Below are 18,888 nucleotides of genomic sequence, written 5' to 3'. Positions count from 1 at the left end.
GGCCGGTTCCCCCAGTTTCCGGGTCTCCCGGGCTCTGGTTCCGGCTTGCCGAAAACGCCTGGCGCGGCCCTTGTTCCCGACGTTAGGTCAAAACCTTGATCCGCTCGCTCACCACTCGTGTCTCTGCCCGCAACAAGAAGATCGCCGCTTCCGCAGCCGTGCTGCTGGGTGCGTCGGGTGCGGTGCTGGGCACGACGGGCTCGGCCTCGGCCTCCAGCCCGCAGGATCTCGCTCGTCAGATCGTCCCTGCCTCGCAGTACGCGTCCTTCAGCAAGATCGTCGAGCACGAGTCGCACTGGAACCACACCGCGACCAACTCCTCCAGCGGCGCCTACGGCCTGGTCCAGGCCCTGCCGGCGTCGAAGATGGCCTCGGCCGGTTCCGACTGGAAGACCAACCCGGCCACCCAGATCAAGTGGGGCCTCAACTACATGAACGAGCGCTACGGCTCCCCGAACGCCGCCTGGGCGTTCTGGCAGGCCAACGGCTGGTACTAAGAAGCACCACTGCCGCATCGCGCATCCGCAAGGCCCCGCCCTCCTCACGGAGGGGCGGGGCCTGCGGCGTTTTCCGCGGGGCCTGCGACGTTTTCCGCGGGGCCTGCGGCGTTTCCGCGAGTCGCACGGCGTTTCCGCAGGACTGCCGGCTCTCCGCATCCACCGTTTTAGTAGACCGGTCGTCTAGTCTCGTCTAGTGTTCCCGGCATCGGCGGGCCCCACCGGACGGCCCCGCCGCGACGCCGGAGGCCGCCCATGTCACCGCACCCCGTGCCCGCGCACCCCCTGCCCGCGCACCCCACATCCGCGCACCCCTCGCCCGCCCTCCCGCCCGGCCGCTTCGGCGGCCTCGTCGGGATCCCGCTCCCCGTCGTCCAGGGCCCCTTCGGCGGGGGTCTCTCCTCCGTCGAGCTGGCCGCCGCCGTCTCCGAGGGCGGCGGCCTCGGCTCGTACGGGGCGCACATCCACACCCCCGAGGAGATCACCGCCCTCGTGGCCCGGCTCCGCGCCGCGACCGGCCGGCCGTTCGCCGTGAACCTGTGGGTGCCGCAGGAGGGCGAGCGGACCGGCCTCCCCGAGGCCGCGCTCGCCGAGCACATCGAGCGGCTGCGCCCCTACTACGAGGAGCTGGGGGTGCGCCCGCCGAGCGCCGGGGACATCCGGGCGTGGCCCGACTTCGACGCGCAGCTCGACGCCCTGATCGCGGCCGCGCCGCCGGTGATCAGCCTGGTCATGGGCCTGCCGCCGCGCCGTCTGGTCGCGGAGGCCCGGCGGCGCGGGATCGTCGTGGTCGGCACGGCGACGACGGTGGAGGAGGCGGTGGCCCTGGAGGCGGCCGGGGTGGACGCGGTCGTCGCCTCCGGCAGCGACGCGGGCGGCCACCGGGGCGCCTTCCTGCGGCCCGTGCGGGAGTCCCTGGTCGGCACCTTCTCGCTGGTGCCGCAGGTGGCGGACGCGGTGACGGTCCCGGTGGTCGCGGCGGGCGGGATCGCCGACGGGCGCGGGGTCGCCGCCGCGCTGGCGCTCGGCGCGGACGCCGTCCAGGTCGGCACGGGATTCCTGGCCACGCGCGAGTCGGGGGCGAGCGAGGCGCACCGGCGCGTCCTCGGCACCCCCGAGGCCCGGACGACCGTCCTGACCCGGCTCTTCTCGGGGCGGACGGCGCGGGGCATCCCGAACGGCTTCGTCCGGGACATGGCGGCCCACGAGGAGCGCGTACCGCCGTATCCCGTGCAGAACGTGCTGATGGGGCCGGTGCGCCGGGCCGCGGCGGAGCAGGGCCGGCCCGAGTACGTGAACCTCTGGGCCGGCCAGGCGGCGGCCCTGGCTCAGGAGCCCTCGGCCGCCGCGTACCTCTCCGCCCTGACCGAAGGAGCCGTCAGAGCCGCTGGATGATCGTCCCGGTGGCGAGCGCCCCGCCCGCGCACATGGTGATGAGCGCGAACTCCTTGTCGGTGCGCTCCAGTTCGTGCAGGGCGGTGGCGATGAGCCGGGCGCCGGTGGCGCCGACGGGGTGGCCCAGGGCGATGGCGCCGCCGTTGACGTTGACCTTCACGAGCCCGTCCAGGTCCCGGTCGAATTCCTGCGCCCAGCTCAGGACGACCGAGGCGAAGGCCTCGTTGATCTCGACGAGGTCGATGTCCTTGAGCGACATCCCGGCCTTCCCCAGCACCGCCCGCGTCGCGTCGATCGGCCCGTCGAGGTGGAAGTGCGGGTCGGCGCCGACGAGGGCCTGGGCGACGATCCGGGCGCGCGGGCGGAGCTTGAGGGCGCGGGCCATGCGCTTGGAGGCCCACATGATGGCGGAGGCTCCGTCGGAGATCTGGGAGGAGTTCCCGGCGGTGTGGATCGCGGTGGGCATCACGGGCTTGAGGCGGCCCAGGCCCTCCATGGTGGTGTCGCGCAGGCCCTCGTCGCGGTCGACGAGCCGCCACATGCCCTGCCCGGCGGCCTGTTCGGCCTCCGTGGTGGGGACCTGGACGGCGAAGGTCTCGCGCTTGAAGCGCTCCTCGGACCAGGCGATCGCGGCCCGTTCCTGGGAGAGCAGGCCGAGGGAGTCGACGCGTTCGCGGGTGAGGCCGCGGCGGCGGGCGATGCGCTCGGCGGCCTCGAACTGGTTGGGCAGGTCGACGTTCCACTCGTCGGGGAACGGCTTGCCCGGGCCGTGCTTGGATCCGGAGCCGAGCGGGACGCGGGACATGGCCTCGACGCCGCAGGAGATCCCGATGTCGATGACGCCGGCCGCGACCATGTTGGCGACCATGTGGCTGGCCTGCTGCGAGGAGCCGCACTGACAGTCGACGGTGGTGGCGGCCGTCTCGTAGGGCAGTCCCATGGTGAGCCAGGCGGTGCGCGCCGGGTTCATGGACTGCTCGCCGGCGTGGGTGACCGTACCGCCGACGATCTGTTCGACGCAGTCGGCGTGGATGCCGGTGCGGCCGAGGAGTTCGCGGTAGGTCTCGCCCAGGAGGTAGGCGGGGTGGAGGTTGGCGAGCGCGCCTCCGCGCTTGCCGATGGGGGTGCGTACGGCTTCGACGATGACGGGTTCCGCGGCCATGAGCTCGTCCTCTCCTCGACCGGACGGGGTGTCCCGGCACCCCGGTCGGTCGGCGTCACGGGGGAACTAGTACGCGTTCTAGTTCTGAGTGCAGTCTTATGACTGCTACCGCCGGTACGCAAGGGTCCGGGACGCAACAGTTCCCGCTCCGCCCCTTGCTACTTGTAGAACTCGTTACTAACTTTCCCGGCAACTTCTGATGGTCCATCAGATATGGAGAGTGTTGCCGATGGCCTGCCCGCATCTCCCCGGAGGACAGCTCCCCGAGGGGCACCTCCCCCAGGGACTCCCCGAGGGGCTCCCCGAAGGGTTCGACGCCACCGACCCCGACCTGCTCCGCGACCGCGTCCCCTTCCCGGAGTTCGCCCGGCTGCGGCAGACCGCGCCCGTGTGGTGGTGCCCCCAGCCGGCCGGCGTCACCGGCTTCGAGGACGGCGGGTACTGGGCGGTCACCCGCCACGCCGACGTCAAGTACGTCTCCACCCACCCCGAGCTGTTCTCCTCGTACGAGAACACCGCCGTCATCCGCTTCAACGAGCACATCACCCGGGACCAGATCGAGGTCCAGAAGCTGATCATGCTCAACATGGACCCGCCCGAGCACACCCGGGTCCGCCAGATCGTCCAGCGCGGCTTCACCCCCCGCGCGATCCGGAACCTGGAGACCGCCCTGCGCGACCGCGCGCACGCCATCGTCGAGGAGGCGAAGCGCGGCACCGACGCCGACGGCACCTTCGACTTCGTCACCCGCGTCGCCGTCGAACTGCCCCTCCAGGCCATCGCCGAACTCATCGGCGTCCCCCAGGAGGACCGCTCCCGGATCTTCGACTGGTCGAACAAGATGGTCGCGTACGACGATCCCGAGTACGCCATCACCGAGGAGATCGGCGCCGAGGCCGCCATGGAACTCATCGGCTACTCGATGAACATGGCCGCCGCCCGCAAGGAGTGCCCCGCCGCCGACATCGTCAGCCAGCTCGTCGCCGCCGAGGGCCAGGGCAACCTCTCCTCCGACGAGTTCGGCTTCTTCGTCCTGCTGCTCGCCGTCGCCGGGAACGAGACCACCCGCAACGCCATCAGCCACGGCATGCACGCCTTCCTCACCCACCCCGACCAGTGGGACCTCTTCAAGCGGGAGCGGCCCGCGACCGCCGCCGAGGAGATCGTGCGCTGGGCGACCCCCGTCGTCTCCTTCCAGCGGACCGCCACCCAGGACACCGAGCTCGGCGGGCAGAAGATCCGCAAGGGCGACCGGATCGGCCTCTTCTACTCCTCCGCCAACAACGACCCCGAGGTCTTCACCGACCCCGAACGCTTCGACATCACCCGCGATCCCAACCCCCACCTCGGCTTCGGCGGCGGCGGACCCCACTTCTGCCTCGGCAAGTCCCTCGCGATCAAGGAGATCGAACTCATCTTCAACGCGATCGCCGACGCCCTGCCCGACCTCACCCTCGCCGGCGAACCGCGCCGGCTGCGGGCGGCCTGGCTCAACGGCGTGAAGGAGCTCCGGGTCAGGACCTCCGCCTGAGCCGTACGCACGGAACCGGAAGGCGACCGACCACGTCTGACCCCGCATGCGGGGGACACAGAGACACATCCTGACCATCGTCGTCGCGCTGCTCGCGCTCCAGCTCGGCTCGCTCGTCGCACCGGCCTACGCCTGCGGCTGCGGCGCCATGATCCCGGACAAGGCCGAGCGCATCGGCGTCGACCGGGAGGAGTCGGCCGTCCGCTGGGACGGGCGCACCGAGACCGTCGTCATGCGCTTCCACGTGCACGGGAACGCCCGTCGGGCGGCCTGGATCATGCCGGTGCCGGGCCGCGCCGACGTCGCCCTCGGCGACCCGGCGCTCTTCGACGCGCTCGACCGGCTCACCGAACCCGAGCAGCGCGACCGCCACTACTTCTGGCCGCGCGAGGGCGACTGGCCCTTCGACAGCACCTACGGCGACGGAGCCGGCGCCGCCCCGCCCGGCGCGGGCTCCGGAGTCGGCGTCGTGGGGCGCGAGCGGCTCGGCCCCTTCGACGTGGCCCGGCTCACCGCCACCGACCCCGAGGCCCTCGGCGACTGGCTGCGCACCAACGGCTTCGAGCTGCCCGAGCGGCTCACCGGCGCGCTCCAGCCGTACGTCGAGCGGAAGTGGGAGTACGTCGCCGTCCGCCTGGCCCCGCAGGAGCGGGGCGCGACCCTCTACGGCGAGCTGACCCCGCTGCGGATCACCTTCTCCTCCCCCGAACTCGTCTATCCCATGCGGCTCTCCCGCCTCGCGCGGACTCCGCAGACCCTCGGCCTGTACGTCCTCGCCGACCACCGGATGGAACCCCGCTCCCCCATCGGCGGCGACCGCCCCGAGGTCACCTTCGCCGGCCGGATCGAGCGCCCCGAGGGCGCCGTCGCGGGCCTCACCGGCGACCGTCCGGTCCGTCTGACGGTCCTGGAACAGCACTTCCCCCACCCCGAACGCATCGACGACGACCACCACCTGCGGACCGTCGCCGACACCCCGTACCGCCAGGTCGAGTACACCGACCGGCTGCTCACCGTCGGCGGCGGCATCCCCGTCTGGCTCCTGACGGTCGGCGGCGGCCTGCTGCTCGCGGCACTGCTCGCCGCAGGGGTGGCGAGACGCCGCCGGACCGCGGACGCAGGTGTACGTTCGACCGTATGACGAACCCTCAGTGGACCGACGTGGACCAGTACTTCACCGACACGATCGCCCCCGCCGACGAGATCCTGACGGCCGCGCTCGCCGACTCGACGGCGGCGGGCCTGCCGGAGATCGCCGTCGCCCCCAACCAGGGCAAGCTGCTCCACCTGCTGGCCCGGACGCAGGGCGCGCGGACCGTCCTGGAGATCGGCACCCTCGGCGGCTACAGCACGATCTGGCTGGCCCGCGCGCTGCCCGCCGACGGCCGCCTGATCACCCTGGAGTACGACCCGGCCCACGCGGACGTCGCCCGCGCCAACATCGCCCGCGCCGGCCTCGACAAGATCGTCGAGGTCCGGACGGGCGCGGCCCTGGACACCCTGCCGCGGCTGGAGGCGGAGGGCGCCGGCCCCTTCGACCTCGTCTTCATCGACGCGGACAAGGTCAACAACCCGCGGTACGTGGAGTGGGCCCTGAAGCTCTCCCGTCCGGGCACGCTGATCATCGTCGACAACGTGGTGCGGAACGGCAGGGTCGCCACCGCGCACCCCGACGACCCGGCGATCACCGGCACCCGCGAGATGTTCGACCTGGTCGCCCGCGAACCGCGCCTGGACGCGACGGCCGTCCAGACGGTCGGCACGAAGGGCTACGACGGGCTGCTGCTGGCCCGCGTGGTCGACGGAACCGAGTAGGGACTACTTCCACTCGAACAGCGACGCCGACACCTTCCCGCTCTCCTCGGTGTCGAACTCGAACACGACGGCGATCCCATTGAGGCGGGCGAACGTGGCGGCGGCGGTCTCGTAGAAAACGGCGCCCCGCCAGTTCACCCCGCCGGACTCGTTGAACCGTCCCACACCGGAGCCGTGCCAGGTGACCGTCTCCCCGGCCTCGGTCATGCTGATCCCCTGGCCCTCACCGAAGAGCGTGCCGTCCGGCTGCAGGACCGACTCGTACGTCCCCATGTCCTTGATCGCCGTACCGAGCAGCGTGCCCGTCCCCTGGAACGAGGCCTCCGTGACGGCGTGGCCGCCGTCCGTGGACAGCACCCGTATCCCCGTCATCTCTCCTGAAAGCGTGCCGACCTGCTCGCCGAGCATGATGGGACTCCTCTCACCCCGAGTCCCCCTGATTCCGGACTACGCCTGCCGACGGGGATCGTCAAACGGGGGCGCCGGAGCGGTGGGTCATATCCTGCCCTCCATGAGCATCGTGAAGATCAACGTCCTGACCGTGCCGGCCGAGCAGCGTGAGGTGCTGGAGCGGCGTTTCGCCTCCCGGGCCGGGGCCGTCGAGGGGTCCGACGGATTCGAGTGGTTCGAGCTGCTGCGCCCGGTGGAGGGCACCGACCAGTACCTGGTGTACACGCGCTGGCGCAGCGAGGAGGACTTCCAGAACTGGATGAACGGTTCCATGAAGGCCGCCCACCAGGGCGGTGGCGAGGGCGGCGAGCGGCCCAAGCCGGCCGCCTCCGGCTCCACCCTCTGGTCGTTCGAGGTCGTCCAGCAGGCGTCGCCCAAGTAATTCGGCGGCGAGCGTGGTCGTGCGGGCCGCAGAATGGCCCGCATGACCTGGACTTTCTCCCCTGAGCGCGTCGACACCGCGGACGCGGCCGCCCTGCGGCGCGACTACTACGCCGACGTGGCCGGCCGTTACTGGAAGCGGCCCGCGACCGAGGCGGAGCTCGACGATGGCCTGACGAACGACGGGGTCGAGCGACTGACGCCGCCGACCGGGCAGTTCCTGGTGGCACGACTGGACGGGAAGCCCGTCGGCTGCGGCGGCGTGCTGATGCTGGACGGCGAACGCGCCGAGCTGACGCGCGTCTTCATCCGGCACGCCTTCCGTGGGGCGGGCGGATCCGGCGGCCTGATGCGGAGGCTGGAGGAGGAGGCGCGGGGCCTCGGCGCGCGCCGGATGGTCCTCAACACGCGCCTCGACCTGGTCGAGGCGCGGGCCCTCTACACACGGCACGGGTACGCGGAGATCCCCGCGTACTGCACCGGTCCGTACATGGACATCTGGTACGGCAAGGAACTCTGAGCGGCCGGTCTACGTCTGGAGGTCGCCGGGAGGTTCGGGCGGGCGGGGCCGCTCCCCGTCCGAGCCGCGCAGCTCGGCCGTCAGCTCCTCCACCAGCTGTACGAGGTCGGTGGGCCGTTCGGGTCCCCACCAGTCGCCGAGGAGTTCGGCGAGCGAGTCCTCCCGGGCCTTGGCCAGGACCGTCGCGGCCCGTACCCCGTCCTCGGTGAGGGTCAGCTGCACCCCCTCCCGTGTCACCAGCCCCCGCTCCTCCACCTGCAGGGACGCCTCCGTGATCACCCCCAGCGGTACGGGGGTGGTCTCGGCCAGCCAGGAGGGTTCGACGGTCCCGTGGCGGCGGACGCGCAGCAGCAGCCAGCTCGCCGCGGGCAGCAGGTCGAGCCCGGAGAGGGCGGTGATCTTCACGTAGATCGCCCTGCGGCCCTCCCTGGAGCCGAGGACCGACAGGGCGCGGGCGCACTCGTCGTGCGAGGAGCGCTCGACCGGGTCGGAGGCGAGGGGCCTGCCGGGGCCGGGCGCGGTGACCGAGGCCCGCAGCTTGTCCTCCTTCAGGCACCAGGCGATGACGAAGGCGACGAGGACGACGGGCGCCGCGTACAGGAAGACGTCCGTGATGGACGTGGCGTACGCCTGCAGGACGGACGGTCGCAGCTCGGGCGGCAGCTCGGCGAGGGCGCGGGGATCGGCGGCGAACCGGCCGGCGTCGATGCCCGGCGGGAGCTCCGTTCCCGCGCTCGCCGCGCTCGCGAACACGTCGTCGAGTTCGTCCGTGAGCCGGCTGGTGAAGATCGTGCCGAAGACGGCGACGCCGAAGGAGGCTCCGATGGAGCGGAAGAAGGTGACTCCGGAGGTGGCGACGCCGAGGTCCTCGTGGGCGACGGCGTTCTGCACGACCACGACGAGGACCTGGATGACCATGCCGAGCCCGGCGCCGAACACGAAGAAGCAGACGCTCATGGACCAGGTCGAGCTGGTCTCCGACAGGTTGTGGAGGAGGAGCAGGCCGAGCCCGGTGAGGGCCGTGCCGACGATCGGGAAGACCTTCCAGCGGCCGGTGCGGGAGACGATCTGGCCGGAGACGGTCGAGGTGAGCAGCACGCCGAGGACCATCGGCAGCATGTGGACGCCGGACATGGTCGGGGTGACGCCCTGGACGATCTGGAGGAAGGTCGGCAGGAAGGTCATCGCGCCGAACAAGGCGAAGCCGACGACGAAGCTGATGACGGCGACGAGGCTGAAGGTCCGGATCCGGAAGAGCTTGAGCGGCAGGACGGGTTCGGCGGCCCGCCGTTCGACGTGCACGAACCACACGAGGAGTACGGCTCCGAGGACGGCGAGGCCGATGATCTGCGCCGAGCCCCACGCCCAGGTGGTGCCGCCGAGGGAGGCCACCAGGACCAGGCAGGTGGCGACCGAGGCGATGAGGAAGGTGCCGAGGTAGTCGATGGTGTGCCGGGTGGAGCGCGCCGGGATGTGCAGCACGGCCGCGATCACGAAGAGGGCGACGATCCCGATCGGCAGGTTGATGTAGAACACCCAGCGCCAGGAGAGGTGTTCGGTGAAGAGCCCGCCGAGGAGCGGGCCGAGGACGCTGGTGCCGCCGAAGACGGCGCCGAAGAGGCCCTGGTACCTGCCGCGCTCCCGGGGTGGGACGAGGTCGCCGACGATCGCCATCGACAGCACCATGAGGCCGCCGCCGCCGAGACCCTGGACCGCGCGGAAGGCGATGAGCTGCGGCATGTTCTGGGCGATGCCGCAGAGGGCGGAGCCGATGAGGAAGAGGACGATGGCGCCCTGGATCAGCTTCTTGCGCCCATATTGGTCGCCCAGCTTGCCCCAGAGGGGGGTGCCGGCCGTGGCGGCCAGCATGTAGGCGGTGACCACCCAGGAGAGGTGCTCCATTCCGCCGAGCTCGCTGACGATGGTCGGCAGGGCCGTGGAGACGATGTTCTGGTCGAGGGCGGCGAGCAGCATGCCGAGCAGCAGTGCGCCGATCGCGACGAGGACGGTGCGGCGGCTCTGCCCCTCCCCGGGCACGGGGGCGTCGCCGAGGTGGGACGGGCGTGCGTCCTGGGCCATGGGGTCTCCGTCTCCGTCTCCGTGTCGCGGTGGCCTCTCCCATCCTGGCCGGAATGTCCTATTACGGCCTGCGGAGGGGCACAGCCGTTCGCCCGTCGGACAGGGGCGGGCTGCATAATCGCTCGCAGTTGTATCGGGGAGGGGACCCATCATGACCGGACACGTCTGTCCTGAATGTGGTGTACACAGACCTGGCTGCGCCTGCGCCAGGGCAGCGGAGAAGGCGGCGGAGATGGCCGCGGCGGAGGACTTCGACCCGCTGCGGATCAGGCCGTACGTGACCCTGGACGCGCCCGCGGAGCCGGAGGGGCCGGGGGGCCCGAACGGCTTCGGCACGGGCGGCGCGGGCACGGCCTGCGTCGGCACGGCGGGCGTCGGCGGTGCCGGCGTCGGCGCGGCCGGCACCGGTGCGACCGGAGTCGGCGCCGCTGGGCCGGACGAGCACCCGACCGCGTACCTGCCGGCGTACGCGCCGGAGCACGGACAGCAGAACCCGTCGCCGTACACGCCGGAGCACGGGCCGCAGGACCCGTCGCCGTACACGCCCGAGCATGGACAGCAGAACCCGTCGCCGTACACGCCGGAGCACGCGCCGCAGGACCCGTCGGCGTACGCGCCCGAGGACCCGCCGACCACCCAGCTGGCGGCGATCCGTCCGGAGGCGTACGCGGGCGGACCGGGCGCGCAGGGGCGCCCGGCCGGCCCGGACCCTGAGGCGTACGGGGGTGTCGCGGGCTCGGAGCCGTACCCCGGGCACGGCCACCCCGGCGCGGCGGGCGACGCCTCCGAGACGATGCCGCTGCTGCTGCGCGGCATCGGCGACGTGGCGTCCGCGCCCGGCCAGGAGCGGGCGCGGGCGCGGGGCCGCAGGCGCGGCGTGGTGATCGCGGCGGTGGCCGCCGTCGCGGTGGCGGGCACCGCGGCCCTGGCCGCGTCCGTCCTCGGCGGCGCGGACGACACCGACGACCGGGCGGCCGTGCCCGAGGTGACCACGAGCGCGTCCCTGAACATCGCCGTGTCGGAGGCGCCGTCCCCCTCCTCCGAGACCCCGGAGCCGACCACGTCCTCCCCGACCCCGCACCGGACGTCCGCGTCGCCGTCCGCGACCCCCTCCCCGAGCGGCACCACCGCGAGCCCGAGCGCGTCGGCGAGTTCGGCCGCCCCTCCGGCCGCCACCCCCTCCGCGACCCCGACGTCCGCGTCGCCGACGACGACCACCACGCCGTCCTCGCTGCCGCCCCAGGAGACCGAGGAGGCGTCGGCCACGCTGACCATCGGCTCGTCGGGCGATGAGGTGATCGAGCTCCAGGCGCGGCTGACCCTGGCGGGGGCGTACCACGGCGACGTGGACGGCGAGTACGACCAGGAGGTCTGGCGCGCGGTGAAGAGCTACCAGTCGTGGATGTACATCGAGGGTGACCCGAAGGGGGTCTACGGCCCCCACACGCGCGAGGTCCTGGAGCGGAGCACCTGGCTGTAGGGGGCGGACGGAGGACCGGTTGGCCAAGACGGCCTCCGGTTTTGTATCGTAGAAGAACAAAGTGGCCCCGCCCGCACTCCCTGACCGGTGGGCGGGACCGCTTCGTTCTCCGCGCCACCCCCTCTGGAGACCTGATGCCTGCCACCACCCCGGCAACGCTCACCGCCCGCGCCCTCCTCCTCGACATGGACGGCACCCTCGTCAACTCGGACGCCGTCGTCGAGCGCTGCTGGCGCCGCTGGGCGGACCGCCAGGGTCTCGACGCGGACGAGGTGCTCAAGGTCGTCCACGGCCGCCAGGGGTTCGCCACGATGGCCGTCCTCCTCCCGGACCGCCCGATGGCGGAGAACCACGCCGACAACCGGGTGATGCTGGCCGAGGAGACCGCCGACCTCGACGGGGTCGTGCCCGTGCCCGGCGCCCCCGCCTTCATGGCCGCCATCGAGAACCTCCCGCACGCCCTGGTGACCTCCGCGGACGAGGCCCTGGCCCAGGCCCGGATGGGCGCGGCGGCCCTCCGGATGCCGGAGCTCCGGGTCACCGCCGAGAGCGTCGGCGCCAGCAAGCCGGACCCCGAGGGCTTCCTCAAGGGCGCGGCGACGCTGGGCTTCGACCCGGCGGACTGCGTGGTCTTCGAGGACTCCGAGGCCGGCATCCAGGCGGGCCGCGCGGCCGGCATGCGCGTCGTGGGCGTGGGCCCGCGCGCGGCGGCCTTCGCGCCGGACGTGCACATCGCCGACCTCACCCGGCTGCGGGTGGAGCCGGCGGCGGACGGCTCGATCACGCTGACCGTCCTCACGTAACCACCCCCTCCCCCTCTTCCCCTCGCGCGCGGCCGGACTTCCGGCCGCGCGCGAGGCGTTTCCGGGCGCTTCTGGGCACTTTCGGGCGCTTTCGGGCGCGCGCGAGGTGTCACCGGGGGCGCGCGAGGTGCCACCGGGGGCGCGCGAGGCGATTCCCGCACCCCCTTCGGGGCCGACGTAGCCGTGAACCCCTGAACGCCGGGCGGAATCTGGCACTCCATCAGGACCGTCACACCCCTTGATGTGACGTGTTCATGTCGCCACTCTGTTACCTGGCGCACCCTCCACGGAAACCTTGCGCCGCCACGATGACCGGGCCCACCGCCCGGCACCCCGCGGGGACGGCAGCAGCCAAGGTCCCCCCACCTCAAGGGAGTTCACATGCCCGTCGGCATGATCTACGCGCGTCGACTCGCCGTGCTCGCCACCTCCGCCGCCCTCACCGTCACCGGCCTCCTCGCCGCGGCCCCGGCCGCGCAGGCCGCCATGCCGACCCCGGTCAGCGCCGCGACCGCCCGCACCTACCTGGCCGCCCTCACGGTCAAGGCGGAGGGTTCCACCTCGGGTTACAGCCGGGACCTCTTCCCGCACTGGATCACCCAGTCCGGCACCTGCAACACGCGTGAGACCGTCCTCAAGCGCGACGGCGTGAACGTCGTCACCGACTCCAGCTGTGCCGCGACCAGCGGCAGCTGGTACTCCGAGTACGACGGCGCCACCTGGACCGTCGCGTCCGACCTCGACATCGACCACATGGTCCCGCTCGCCGAGGCCTGGCGCTCGGGCGCGAACTCCTGGACCACCGCCCAGCGCCAGTCCTTCGCGAACGACCTCACCCGGCCGCAGCTCATAGCCGTCACAGACAACGTGAACCAGGCCAAGGGCGACCTGGACCCGGCGAAGTGGCTGCCCTCCCGGACCGCCTACCGCTGCACGTACGTCCGGGCCTGGGTGCACGTGAAGTACTACTGGAACCTCAGCGTCGACTCCGCCGAGAAGAGCGCCCTCCAGTCCGTCCTCAACGGCTGCTGACCGCCCGCCCACTGAGCCCGCGTCAGCGACGGTCGTCGGGGAGTGAGCCTCGACACAGACTCCCCGATGACCGAATGTTGAACTTGCAAGTACTAGTGAGGGGTGCCTAACCTTACGGCCTCATCGGTTTCCGTCCCCCACGCCCCGTTCCCCACGGACGGGGCCAGGCCGAAGGAGTCCCACCCCCATGACCGCGCAGAACACCACCCCCGCAAGCCTCACCGCCCGCCTGAACCAGGCCCAGCCCTACGCTCTCGGCCTCTTCCGCATCGTGGTCGGCCTGCTCTTCGCCTGCCACGGCGCCGCCTCGCTCTTCGGCCTCCTCGGCGGCAGCGCGATACCGGCCGGCACCTGGCCGGGCTGGTACGCCGCCGTCATCCAGCTCGGCGCAGGCGTCCTGGTCCTGGCCGGGCTCGGCACCCGGAGCGCCGCCTTCCTCGCCTCGGGCTCGATGGCGTACGCGTACTTCAAGGTCCACCAGCCGGAATCGCTCTTCCCGCTCCAGAACGGCGGCGAGAGCGCGGCCATGTTCTGCTGGGCCTTCGCGCTGCTCGTGTTCACGGGCCCGGGCGCGCTGGCCCTCGACCGGCTCTTCGGCGCCGGAGAGGCCACGGACGCGAAGGCCCGCGAGGAGCGGGGCACGCCGGTCGCGGCCTGACGCACGAGCCGAATACCGGAAGGGGCCGGAAACCGCAGCACGGTTTCCGGCCCTTCTCCGTGAGGGGGCGAGCCGAGCCCGCGGAGGGGGCGGAGGCCCGGCCCTCGGAGGGGGTGGGGGCCCGGCCCTCGGAGGGGGTGGGGGCCCGGCCCTCGGAGGGGCTGGCCCCGGCCCTCGGAGCGGGCGGGCCCGGCCCTCGGACGGGTGAGGCCCCGGCCCTCGGACCCACTCCCATCCTTCTCCGTGGCGGTGGCGCCCCGCCCTCGGACCGACTCCCCGACGGGGTCCAGGTCCGTCCCCCGGGCGCGCGGCGGCCGTCTCCCGGCACCCACCGGCGGTGGGTCCCCCGCCCCCGCGTAGGCTCTGGCCCTGTGAATCTGCTCGACAGCCTGGGCTCGCTGCGGTCGCTCACCGCCGGCCCATGGATCTATCCGGTGGTGGCGACGTCGATCCTGCTCGACGTCTTCCTGCCCGTGCTGCCGAGCGGCTTCCTGGTGATCACCGCCGCCACGGCGGCGGCCACGGCCACCGGGGCCTCCACCGGCGTGCCGTCGCTCCTCCCCCTGCTCCTCTGCGCGGCCACCGCCTCGGTGCTCGGCGACTTCCTGGCGTACCGCCTGGCCCTGCGCGGCGGGGCCAGGCTCGACAAGGCGATAGCGCGGTCACGCCGCCTCTCGCTGGCGCAGGAACGTCTCGGCACCGCGCTCGCACGGGGCGGCGGCCTGCTCGTGGTGCTCGCGCGCTTCGCCCCGGCCGGCCGCTCGGTCGTCTCCCTGGGCGCGGGCGCGGCGAAGCGGCGGGCCGAGGAGTTCCTGCCGTGGTCGGCACTGGCGGGCGTGACCTGGGCCTCGTACAGCGTCGGGCTCGGCTGGCTGGGCGGTCAGTGGCTGGGCGCGACCTGGTTCAGCGCGGGGGTGTCGACCCTCGCGCTCTTCCTCGCGGGCGGCCTCGCCGCGTACCTCATACGGCGTCCGGCTGCGGCTCCCGCGCCCGCGTCCTGACGGCGGCGGGGTGCGCGCCGCGCACCTCCAGGCCGTCGAGGAGTCTCGCGGTCGCGTCGGCGATCTCGTCCACGGCCCGCTCGAAGACCTCGCGGTTGTGGGCGGCGGGCGCACGGAAGCCGGAGACCTTGCGGACGAACTGCAGGGCGGCGGCGCGGATGTCCTCCTCGGTCGCCTCCTCGGGCAGCGCGGGCGGGCGGAGCGTCTTGATGCTGCGGCACATGCCTCCAGTGTGGCGCGCCCCACTGACAACCGCCCGAAGCACGACGCGGACCTGGTACGGAGGCGCGAGGCAGCCGTGGCCCGGAAGCACGACGCGAGCCCGGCTCCGAAGCGCAACGCGGCCACCGTCCGGAGGTCCGGAAGCACGACGCGAGCCCGACCCGGACGTACGACGCGAGCCCGGCCCGGAAGCCCGCCCCGTCAGCGCGACCCGCCTCACCCACCCAGACCGCGTCTGCTCCGTGCGTTGATCTCGGCGGTGCGGGCGCGCAGCTCGTGCAGGGGCGTGGCGGGCTGGACGTCGAGGGGCTCGGCCTCCCACTCGCCGCCGCCGTGGACGGCGCGGATCAGAAAGCGCCCGGAGACGCTCTCCACATAGAAACCGACCCGCCCCGTGGCGGTGTCGCGGACGAGGTCACCGACCTCGGGCAGTGGCTGCACGCATCCCCTCCGTCCCGAATCCTGAATCTGGGGACACTCAGGGAAGCGTGGCGACCCCGCGCTGTCAACGTATCTCTAGAGATGTCCCCCGATGGATGGATCGACCGGGCGGGACGGCGTACAGCTGTGCTCCCGGGCCGAGGAGTGCGCCGTAGGGTGTCCCGCAGATGAAGGGAGTGGTCCACCCGTGACTGACCAGGACAGCGCTCGTCGGCCCAAGTACCAGCGCATCGCTGATGAGTTGAGAACCGCGATCCAGTCGGGCGCCTTCGCGCCGGGCGATCGGCTCCCCGGCGAGAACGACCTCATGACGACCTACGACGTGGCCCGCATGACCGCCCGCCAGGCCCTCTCCGTGCTGCGTACGGAAGGGCTCACCGAGGCGCGCAAGGGCGCCGGGGTCTTCGTCCGGGTGTTCCGCCCGCTGCGCCGGCGCGGCATCCCGCGCCTCTCCGGGGACCGGTGGGGCAGCGGCCGCTCGGTCTGGTCGGCGGACGTCGAGGACCGGGAGCTGGTCGTGGACCAGATCGAGGTGGGCGAGACGGAGGCCGGCGACCGGGTCGCGGGCGCGCTGAACCTGGCGCCGGGGGCGCCCGTCTGCGTCCGGAGCCGCCGCTTCGTCCTCGACGCCAAGCCGGTGCTGCTCTCCGTGTCGTACCTCTCCGCCGAGCTCGTACGGGGCACGCCGATCACCGAGCCGGACACGGGCCCCGGCGGCACCTACGCACGGCTCACGGAGCTGGGGCACCGGCCGGTGCGTTTCCGGGAGGAGATCCGCTGCCGAATGCCGACGGCGGACGAGTCGGACCGGCTCTCCCTGGAGCTCGGGACGCCGGTGGTGCTCATCGGGCGGACGGCCTTCACGGGGCCCGGGATGGCGGTGGAGCTCAACGAGATGACGCTGGACTCGTCGTCGTACGTCCTGGAGTACGACTTCGACGCGTGACGGCCTCGAACCGCAGCCCGGGGTCGGCGTGGACGACGTCGCCGGGGAACTCGGCGGCGGCCTGGGCGACGGCGTCGGCCGGGCTGGTCCCGGGCCCGACGTGGGTCACGACGAGGCGGCCGGCGCGGGTCTCGGCGGCGCTCCGTCCGGCCTGGGCCGCCGAATGGTGGCCGGGCACGGGGCCGTCGGCCTCACAGACGAACAGATCGCACTCCAGGGCGAGTTCGACGAGCGGAGGGCAGGGCTCGCAGTCTCCGGAGTACACGAGCGAGGCACCTTCCTCGTCCTCCACGCGCAGGGCGAAGGCGGGGAGCCCTCCGTGCTCGACGGCGCGGGACCGGAGGGTGAGCCCGCCGACGCGAGCGAGATGCCCGTCGTGCAGCTCCTCCACGCCGAAGGCCTTCTCGACGGGGCTGCGGTCGGGTCCGTTGGTGAGGAAGGCGGCGAGCCGGTCGGCGATGCCGGGCGGGCCGAAGAGGGGCACGGGGAGCCGGAGGTCGAGCCCCGCGTACAGCAGCCCGTAGTAGGCGGTGAGCAGGTCGGCGCTGTGGTCGGCGTGCAGATGGGAGATCCACACGGCGTCGACGTCGCCGAGCGGCACGTACCGCTGGAGCTCGGCGAGGGTGCCGGTGCCGGCGTCCACCCAGAGGCGGACGCCGCCGCCCTCGACGAGGTAGCCGGAGCAGGCGTTGCCCGGCCGGGGGAAGGGGGTGGCGGATCCGAGGACGGTGATCCGCAGCGATGCGCTGCCCATGCGCCGAGTCTAGGCCGGGACGGCGGCCACTGGCCGGAACTTGTGGGGGACAGGTGAAGAACTGGTGCGTATCCTGTGTGCTCGCCGGGCCCCATCGGCGGGTGCCCGGCAGAGAACTGAGGGACATTCATGCTTCGCGTACGCACGCTCGCGGCCGTCACCGCGGCCGCCGCCTCCGGCATCCTGCTGCTGCCTTCGCAGGCGCAGGCCGCCGGCTCGGTCCACCTGTACAAGATCTACTACGACAGCCCGGGCACGGACAACCGTTCCAACGGCAGCCTGAACGCCGAGTACGTCCAGATACGCAACACGACCGGCGCGGCGGTCAACCTGCGGGGCTGGACGCTGACGGACGCGGCCAACCACAAGTACACCTTCGGCAACTACACGCTCGGCAAGGGCAAGATCGTGACGGTCCGCACGGGCCGCGGCACGAACACCGCCGCGAACGTGTACCAGAACCGTGCCGCGTACGTCTGGAACAACGACAGGGACACGGCGAAGCTGCGCAAGTCGAACGGCACGACCGTCGACACGTGCTCGTACAACTCGACCCGGGTCGACTACAAGTGGTGCTGACCCCGCAGGTCGTCTGACGGTCTGTGGGCCCCGCGACCCGGGGCCCGCAGGCGGTCTCAGGAGGCTTCCGCCTCCTGCCGGGCGCCGGGAACCCCGCCCCCGTGCGGCTGCAGGTCATTGGTGACCTGCCCGCCGAGGGTCATGACGTTGAGGGTCGCGGAGTTCTCGTTCGCGATGGCCTTCTCGACGCGGGCGACGAGGACGGAGAACGCCTCACGCTTGCCCAGGTCGCGGTACGGCCCGACCCTGGCCTCGAAGTAGACCCGCTCGTGCCCGAGCAGCTGCTCGGTGGAGCGGTAGTTCTTCCACTGCTCCCGATACCGGTACACGCTCTCCAGCGACACGGCGGCGACGACCACCACGCTCAGCACGGTGGCGGTGACCCGCGCGAACCCCAGGTCCAGGTTCACGAACACCGGAACCAGCGCCCCGCCGACGACGGAGACGGTCCGCATCCGCAGATGCATCGCCTTCATCCGGGTCGCCTTGCCGTCGTACCAGTCCTGGTACTGCGCGAGCCTGGTCTCGATGTACCGCTGCGGCGTCATCTCGCCGCCCTGCGCCCCTGGTTCGGGCGCGTCCCCCAGCTCAGCCATGCCGGGAGTACACCGCCAACGACGAGTCCACGTCAACTCACGCCGTCAACCGCCTCGGAGATGCCGCTTGGCCTCCCGGACGAGAGCACTGATGTCGTCCCGCGTCCGCACACGAAGACTCTCCAGTTCGGCCCGACTGCCCGCCTTCTGCAACATCGTCACGTCGTCCAGAAGAACCTCCCCGCTCCGGCTCAGCCCGTCGTCGTCGGTCAGCATCTGCAGCCGGAAGAGAGCTTCCTGAGCGGCGGACCGCAGATCGTACGCACGCACCCGCACGCCGTCCGGCGGCTCGGGCGGTGGCGACTCATGGACGCAGAACCACAGATGGATGAGGCAGCGACGGTAGTTCACCAGGGCGCCTGCATAGACGGTGTAGGCGTCCAGCCTCTCCTGCCGCAGCTTCTCCCCCCGCGTGAACTCATGCCCCCTGTCGGCCGTACGCCGCTGGAACGCGAGCGTGATCCCCGACCCGAGCAGGGTCCCGACAACAGCCATGGCGCTGGCGATGATTGCTTCCACGACACCACCTGATCACAGGCTACGACA

22 protein-coding genes are annotated in these 18,888 nt (G+C 72.3%); 14 read left to right on the top strand and 8 right to left on the bottom strand.

Going from position 1 to position 18,888, the window contains the following annotated elements:
* Positions 1 to 95: 95 nt before the first annotated feature.
* A complete protein-coding gene (locus tag IE237_RS12820; RefSeq protein ID WP_189802032.1) occupies positions 96 to 497 on the top strand; it encodes an aggregation-promoting factor C-terminal-like domain-containing protein in 402 nt (133 codons plus the stop codon).
* A 255-nt stretch (positions 498 to 752) separates the two neighbouring features.
* Positions 753 to 1,892 carry an NAD(P)H-dependent flavin oxidoreductase gene (locus IE237_RS12815; protein ID WP_229842628.1) on the top strand — a complete coding sequence of 380 codons (1,140 nt, stop codon included), beginning with the start codon at positions 753 to 755 and terminating at the stop codon, positions 1,890 to 1,892.
* Here IE237_RS12815 and IE237_RS12810 read toward each other — a convergent pair.
* Positions 1,876 to 3,054 (bottom strand): steroid 3-ketoacyl-CoA thiolase, encoded by a 1,179-nt coding sequence (locus IE237_RS12810; RefSeq protein WP_189802031.1) that lies wholly within the window; start codon positions 3,052 to 3,054, stop codon positions 1,876 to 1,878. The two genes, IE237_RS12815 and IE237_RS12810, sit on opposite strands and share 17 nt — an antisense overlap.
* A 229-nt stretch (positions 3,055 to 3,283) precedes the next feature.
* Here IE237_RS12810 and IE237_RS12805 point away from each other — a divergent pair, with 229 nt between their 5' ends.
* From IE237_RS12805 to IE237_RS12795, 3 genes are read left to right on the top strand one after another with little or no spacing between them, the layout of a single operon-like run.
* The gene (locus IE237_RS12805) at positions 3,284 to 4,585 is read left to right on the top strand and encodes a cytochrome P450 (protein ID WP_229842625.1); all 1,302 of its coding nucleotides are present in this window, start codon (positions 3,284 to 3,286) and stop codon (positions 4,583 to 4,585) included.
* A gap of 46 nt (positions 4,586 to 4,631) precedes the next feature.
* Positions 4,632 to 5,726, top strand: a complete 1,095-nt coding sequence (locus IE237_RS12800; RefSeq protein ID WP_189802030.1) for a DUF2330 domain-containing protein — start codon at positions 4,632 to 4,634, stop codon at positions 5,724 to 5,726.
* Complete coding sequence (locus IE237_RS12795) at positions 5,723 to 6,400, top strand: O-methyltransferase (protein WP_189802029.1); 678 nt, start codon at positions 5,723 to 5,725, stop codon at positions 6,398 to 6,400. Before IE237_RS12800 ends, IE237_RS12795 begins: the two co-directional genes overlap by 4 nt.
* A 3-nt stretch (positions 6,401 to 6,403) precedes the next feature.
* Here the strand turns inward: IE237_RS12795 and IE237_RS12790 are convergent, their stop codons facing one another.
* Entirely contained in the window at positions 6,404 to 6,808 is a 405-nt protein-coding gene (locus IE237_RS12790; protein ID WP_189802028.1) for a hypothetical protein, read from the bottom strand.
* Positions 6,809 to 6,911: 103 nt separating this feature from the next.
* Here IE237_RS12790 and IE237_RS12785 point away from each other — a divergent pair, with 103 nt between their 5' ends.
* Entirely contained in the window at positions 6,912 to 7,232 is a 321-nt protein-coding gene (locus IE237_RS12785; RefSeq protein WP_189802027.1) for an antibiotic biosynthesis monooxygenase family protein, read from the top strand.
* A gap of 33 nt (positions 7,233 to 7,265) precedes the next feature.
* A complete protein-coding gene (locus IE237_RS12780) occupies positions 7,266 to 7,751 on the top strand; it encodes a GNAT family N-acetyltransferase (protein WP_189802026.1) in 486 nt (161 codons plus the stop codon).
* Between the two features lie 9 nt (positions 7,752 to 7,760).
* Here IE237_RS12780 and IE237_RS12775 read toward each other — a convergent pair whose 3' ends face one another.
* Positions 7,761 to 9,830: an MDR family MFS transporter gene (locus IE237_RS12775; RefSeq protein ID WP_189802025.1), complete on the bottom strand. Its 2,070-nt coding sequence runs from the start codon at positions 9,828 to 9,830 to the stop codon at positions 7,761 to 7,763.
* Between the two features lie 232 nt (positions 9,831 to 10,062).
* Here IE237_RS12775 and IE237_RS12770 point away from each other — a divergent pair, with 232 nt between their 5' ends.
* From IE237_RS12770 to IE237_RS12750, 5 genes are all read left to right on the top strand, one after another.
* Positions 10,063 to 11,310, top strand: a complete 1,248-nt coding sequence (locus IE237_RS12770) for a peptidoglycan-binding domain-containing protein (protein ID WP_229842622.1) — start codon at positions 10,063 to 10,065, stop codon at positions 11,308 to 11,310.
* A gap of 134 nt (positions 11,311 to 11,444) precedes the next feature.
* Positions 11,445 to 12,113 carry an HAD-IA family hydrolase gene (locus IE237_RS12765; protein ID WP_189802023.1) on the top strand — a complete coding sequence of 223 codons (669 nt, stop codon included), beginning with the start codon at positions 11,445 to 11,447 and terminating at the stop codon, positions 12,111 to 12,113.
* 381 nt (positions 12,114 to 12,494) lie between these two features.
* Positions 12,495 to 13,145, top strand: a complete 651-nt coding sequence (locus IE237_RS12760) for an HNH endonuclease family protein (RefSeq protein ID WP_189802022.1) — start codon at positions 12,495 to 12,497, stop codon at positions 13,143 to 13,145.
* 187 nt (positions 13,146 to 13,332) lie between these two features.
* Entirely contained in the window at positions 13,333 to 13,803 is a 471-nt protein-coding gene (locus tag IE237_RS12755; RefSeq protein WP_189802021.1) for a DoxX family protein, read from the top strand.
* 371 nt (positions 13,804 to 14,174) lie between these two features.
* A complete protein-coding gene (locus IE237_RS12750; protein ID WP_370468174.1) occupies positions 14,175 to 14,804 on the top strand; it encodes a DedA family protein in 630 nt (209 codons plus the stop codon).
* Here IE237_RS12750 and IE237_RS12745 read toward each other — a convergent pair.
* Together IE237_RS12745 and IE237_RS12740 are read right to left on the bottom strand one after the other, a co-directional pair.
* Positions 14,764 to 15,027 carry a DUF2277 domain-containing protein gene (locus IE237_RS12745; protein WP_189802020.1) on the bottom strand — a complete coding sequence of 88 codons (264 nt, stop codon included), beginning with the start codon at positions 15,025 to 15,027 and terminating at the stop codon, positions 14,764 to 14,766. The two genes, IE237_RS12750 and IE237_RS12745, sit on opposite strands and share 41 nt — an antisense overlap.
* Positions 15,028 to 15,242: 215 nt before the next feature.
* Positions 15,243 to 15,467 carry a hypothetical protein gene (locus tag IE237_RS12740; RefSeq protein WP_189802019.1) on the bottom strand — a complete coding sequence of 75 codons (225 nt, stop codon included), beginning with the start codon at positions 15,465 to 15,467 and terminating at the stop codon, positions 15,243 to 15,245.
* A 187-nt stretch (positions 15,468 to 15,654) separates the two neighbouring features.
* Here IE237_RS12740 and IE237_RS12735 point away from each other — a divergent pair, with 187 nt between their 5' ends.
* Entirely contained in the window at positions 15,655 to 16,413 is a 759-nt protein-coding gene (locus tag IE237_RS12735; RefSeq protein WP_189802018.1) for a GntR family transcriptional regulator, read from the top strand.
* Here IE237_RS12735 and IE237_RS12730 read toward each other — a convergent pair.
* Positions 16,355 to 17,167, bottom strand: a complete 813-nt coding sequence (locus IE237_RS12730; protein WP_189802017.1) for an MBL fold metallo-hydrolase — start codon at positions 17,165 to 17,167, stop codon at positions 16,355 to 16,357. The two genes, IE237_RS12735 and IE237_RS12730, sit on opposite strands and share 59 nt — an antisense overlap.
* Before the next feature lie 129 nt (positions 17,168 to 17,296).
* Here IE237_RS12730 and IE237_RS12725 point away from each other — a divergent pair, with 129 nt between their 5' ends.
* Positions 17,297 to 17,746: a lamin tail domain-containing protein gene (locus tag IE237_RS12725; protein ID WP_189802016.1), complete on the top strand. Its 450-nt coding sequence runs from the start codon at positions 17,297 to 17,299 to the stop codon at positions 17,744 to 17,746.
* 56 nt (positions 17,747 to 17,802) lie between these two features.
* Here IE237_RS12725 and IE237_RS12720 read toward each other — a convergent pair whose 3' ends face one another.
* Together IE237_RS12720 and kilB are read right to left on the bottom strand one after the other, a co-directional pair.
* Positions 17,803 to 18,342, bottom strand: coding sequence for a DUF4231 domain-containing protein (locus IE237_RS12720; RefSeq protein ID WP_229842620.1), 540 nt, complete (start codon positions 18,340 to 18,342; stop codon positions 17,803 to 17,805).
* 45 nt (positions 18,343 to 18,387) lie between these two features.
* Positions 18,388 to 18,861 (bottom strand): plasmid transfer protein KilB, encoded by a 474-nt coding sequence (gene kilB, locus IE237_RS12715; RefSeq protein ID WP_189802015.1) that lies wholly within the window; start codon positions 18,859 to 18,861, stop codon positions 18,388 to 18,390.
* Positions 18,862 to 18,888 lie beyond the last annotated feature (27 nt).

The sequence above is a fragment of the Streptomyces tanashiensis genome, assembly GCF_014648895.1.
In the GTDB taxonomy this organism is placed as follows: Bacteria; Actinomycetota; Actinomycetes; order Streptomycetales; family Streptomycetaceae; genus Streptomyces; species Streptomyces tanashiensis.
This window is presented reverse-complemented; position numbering and strand designations above follow the sequence as displayed.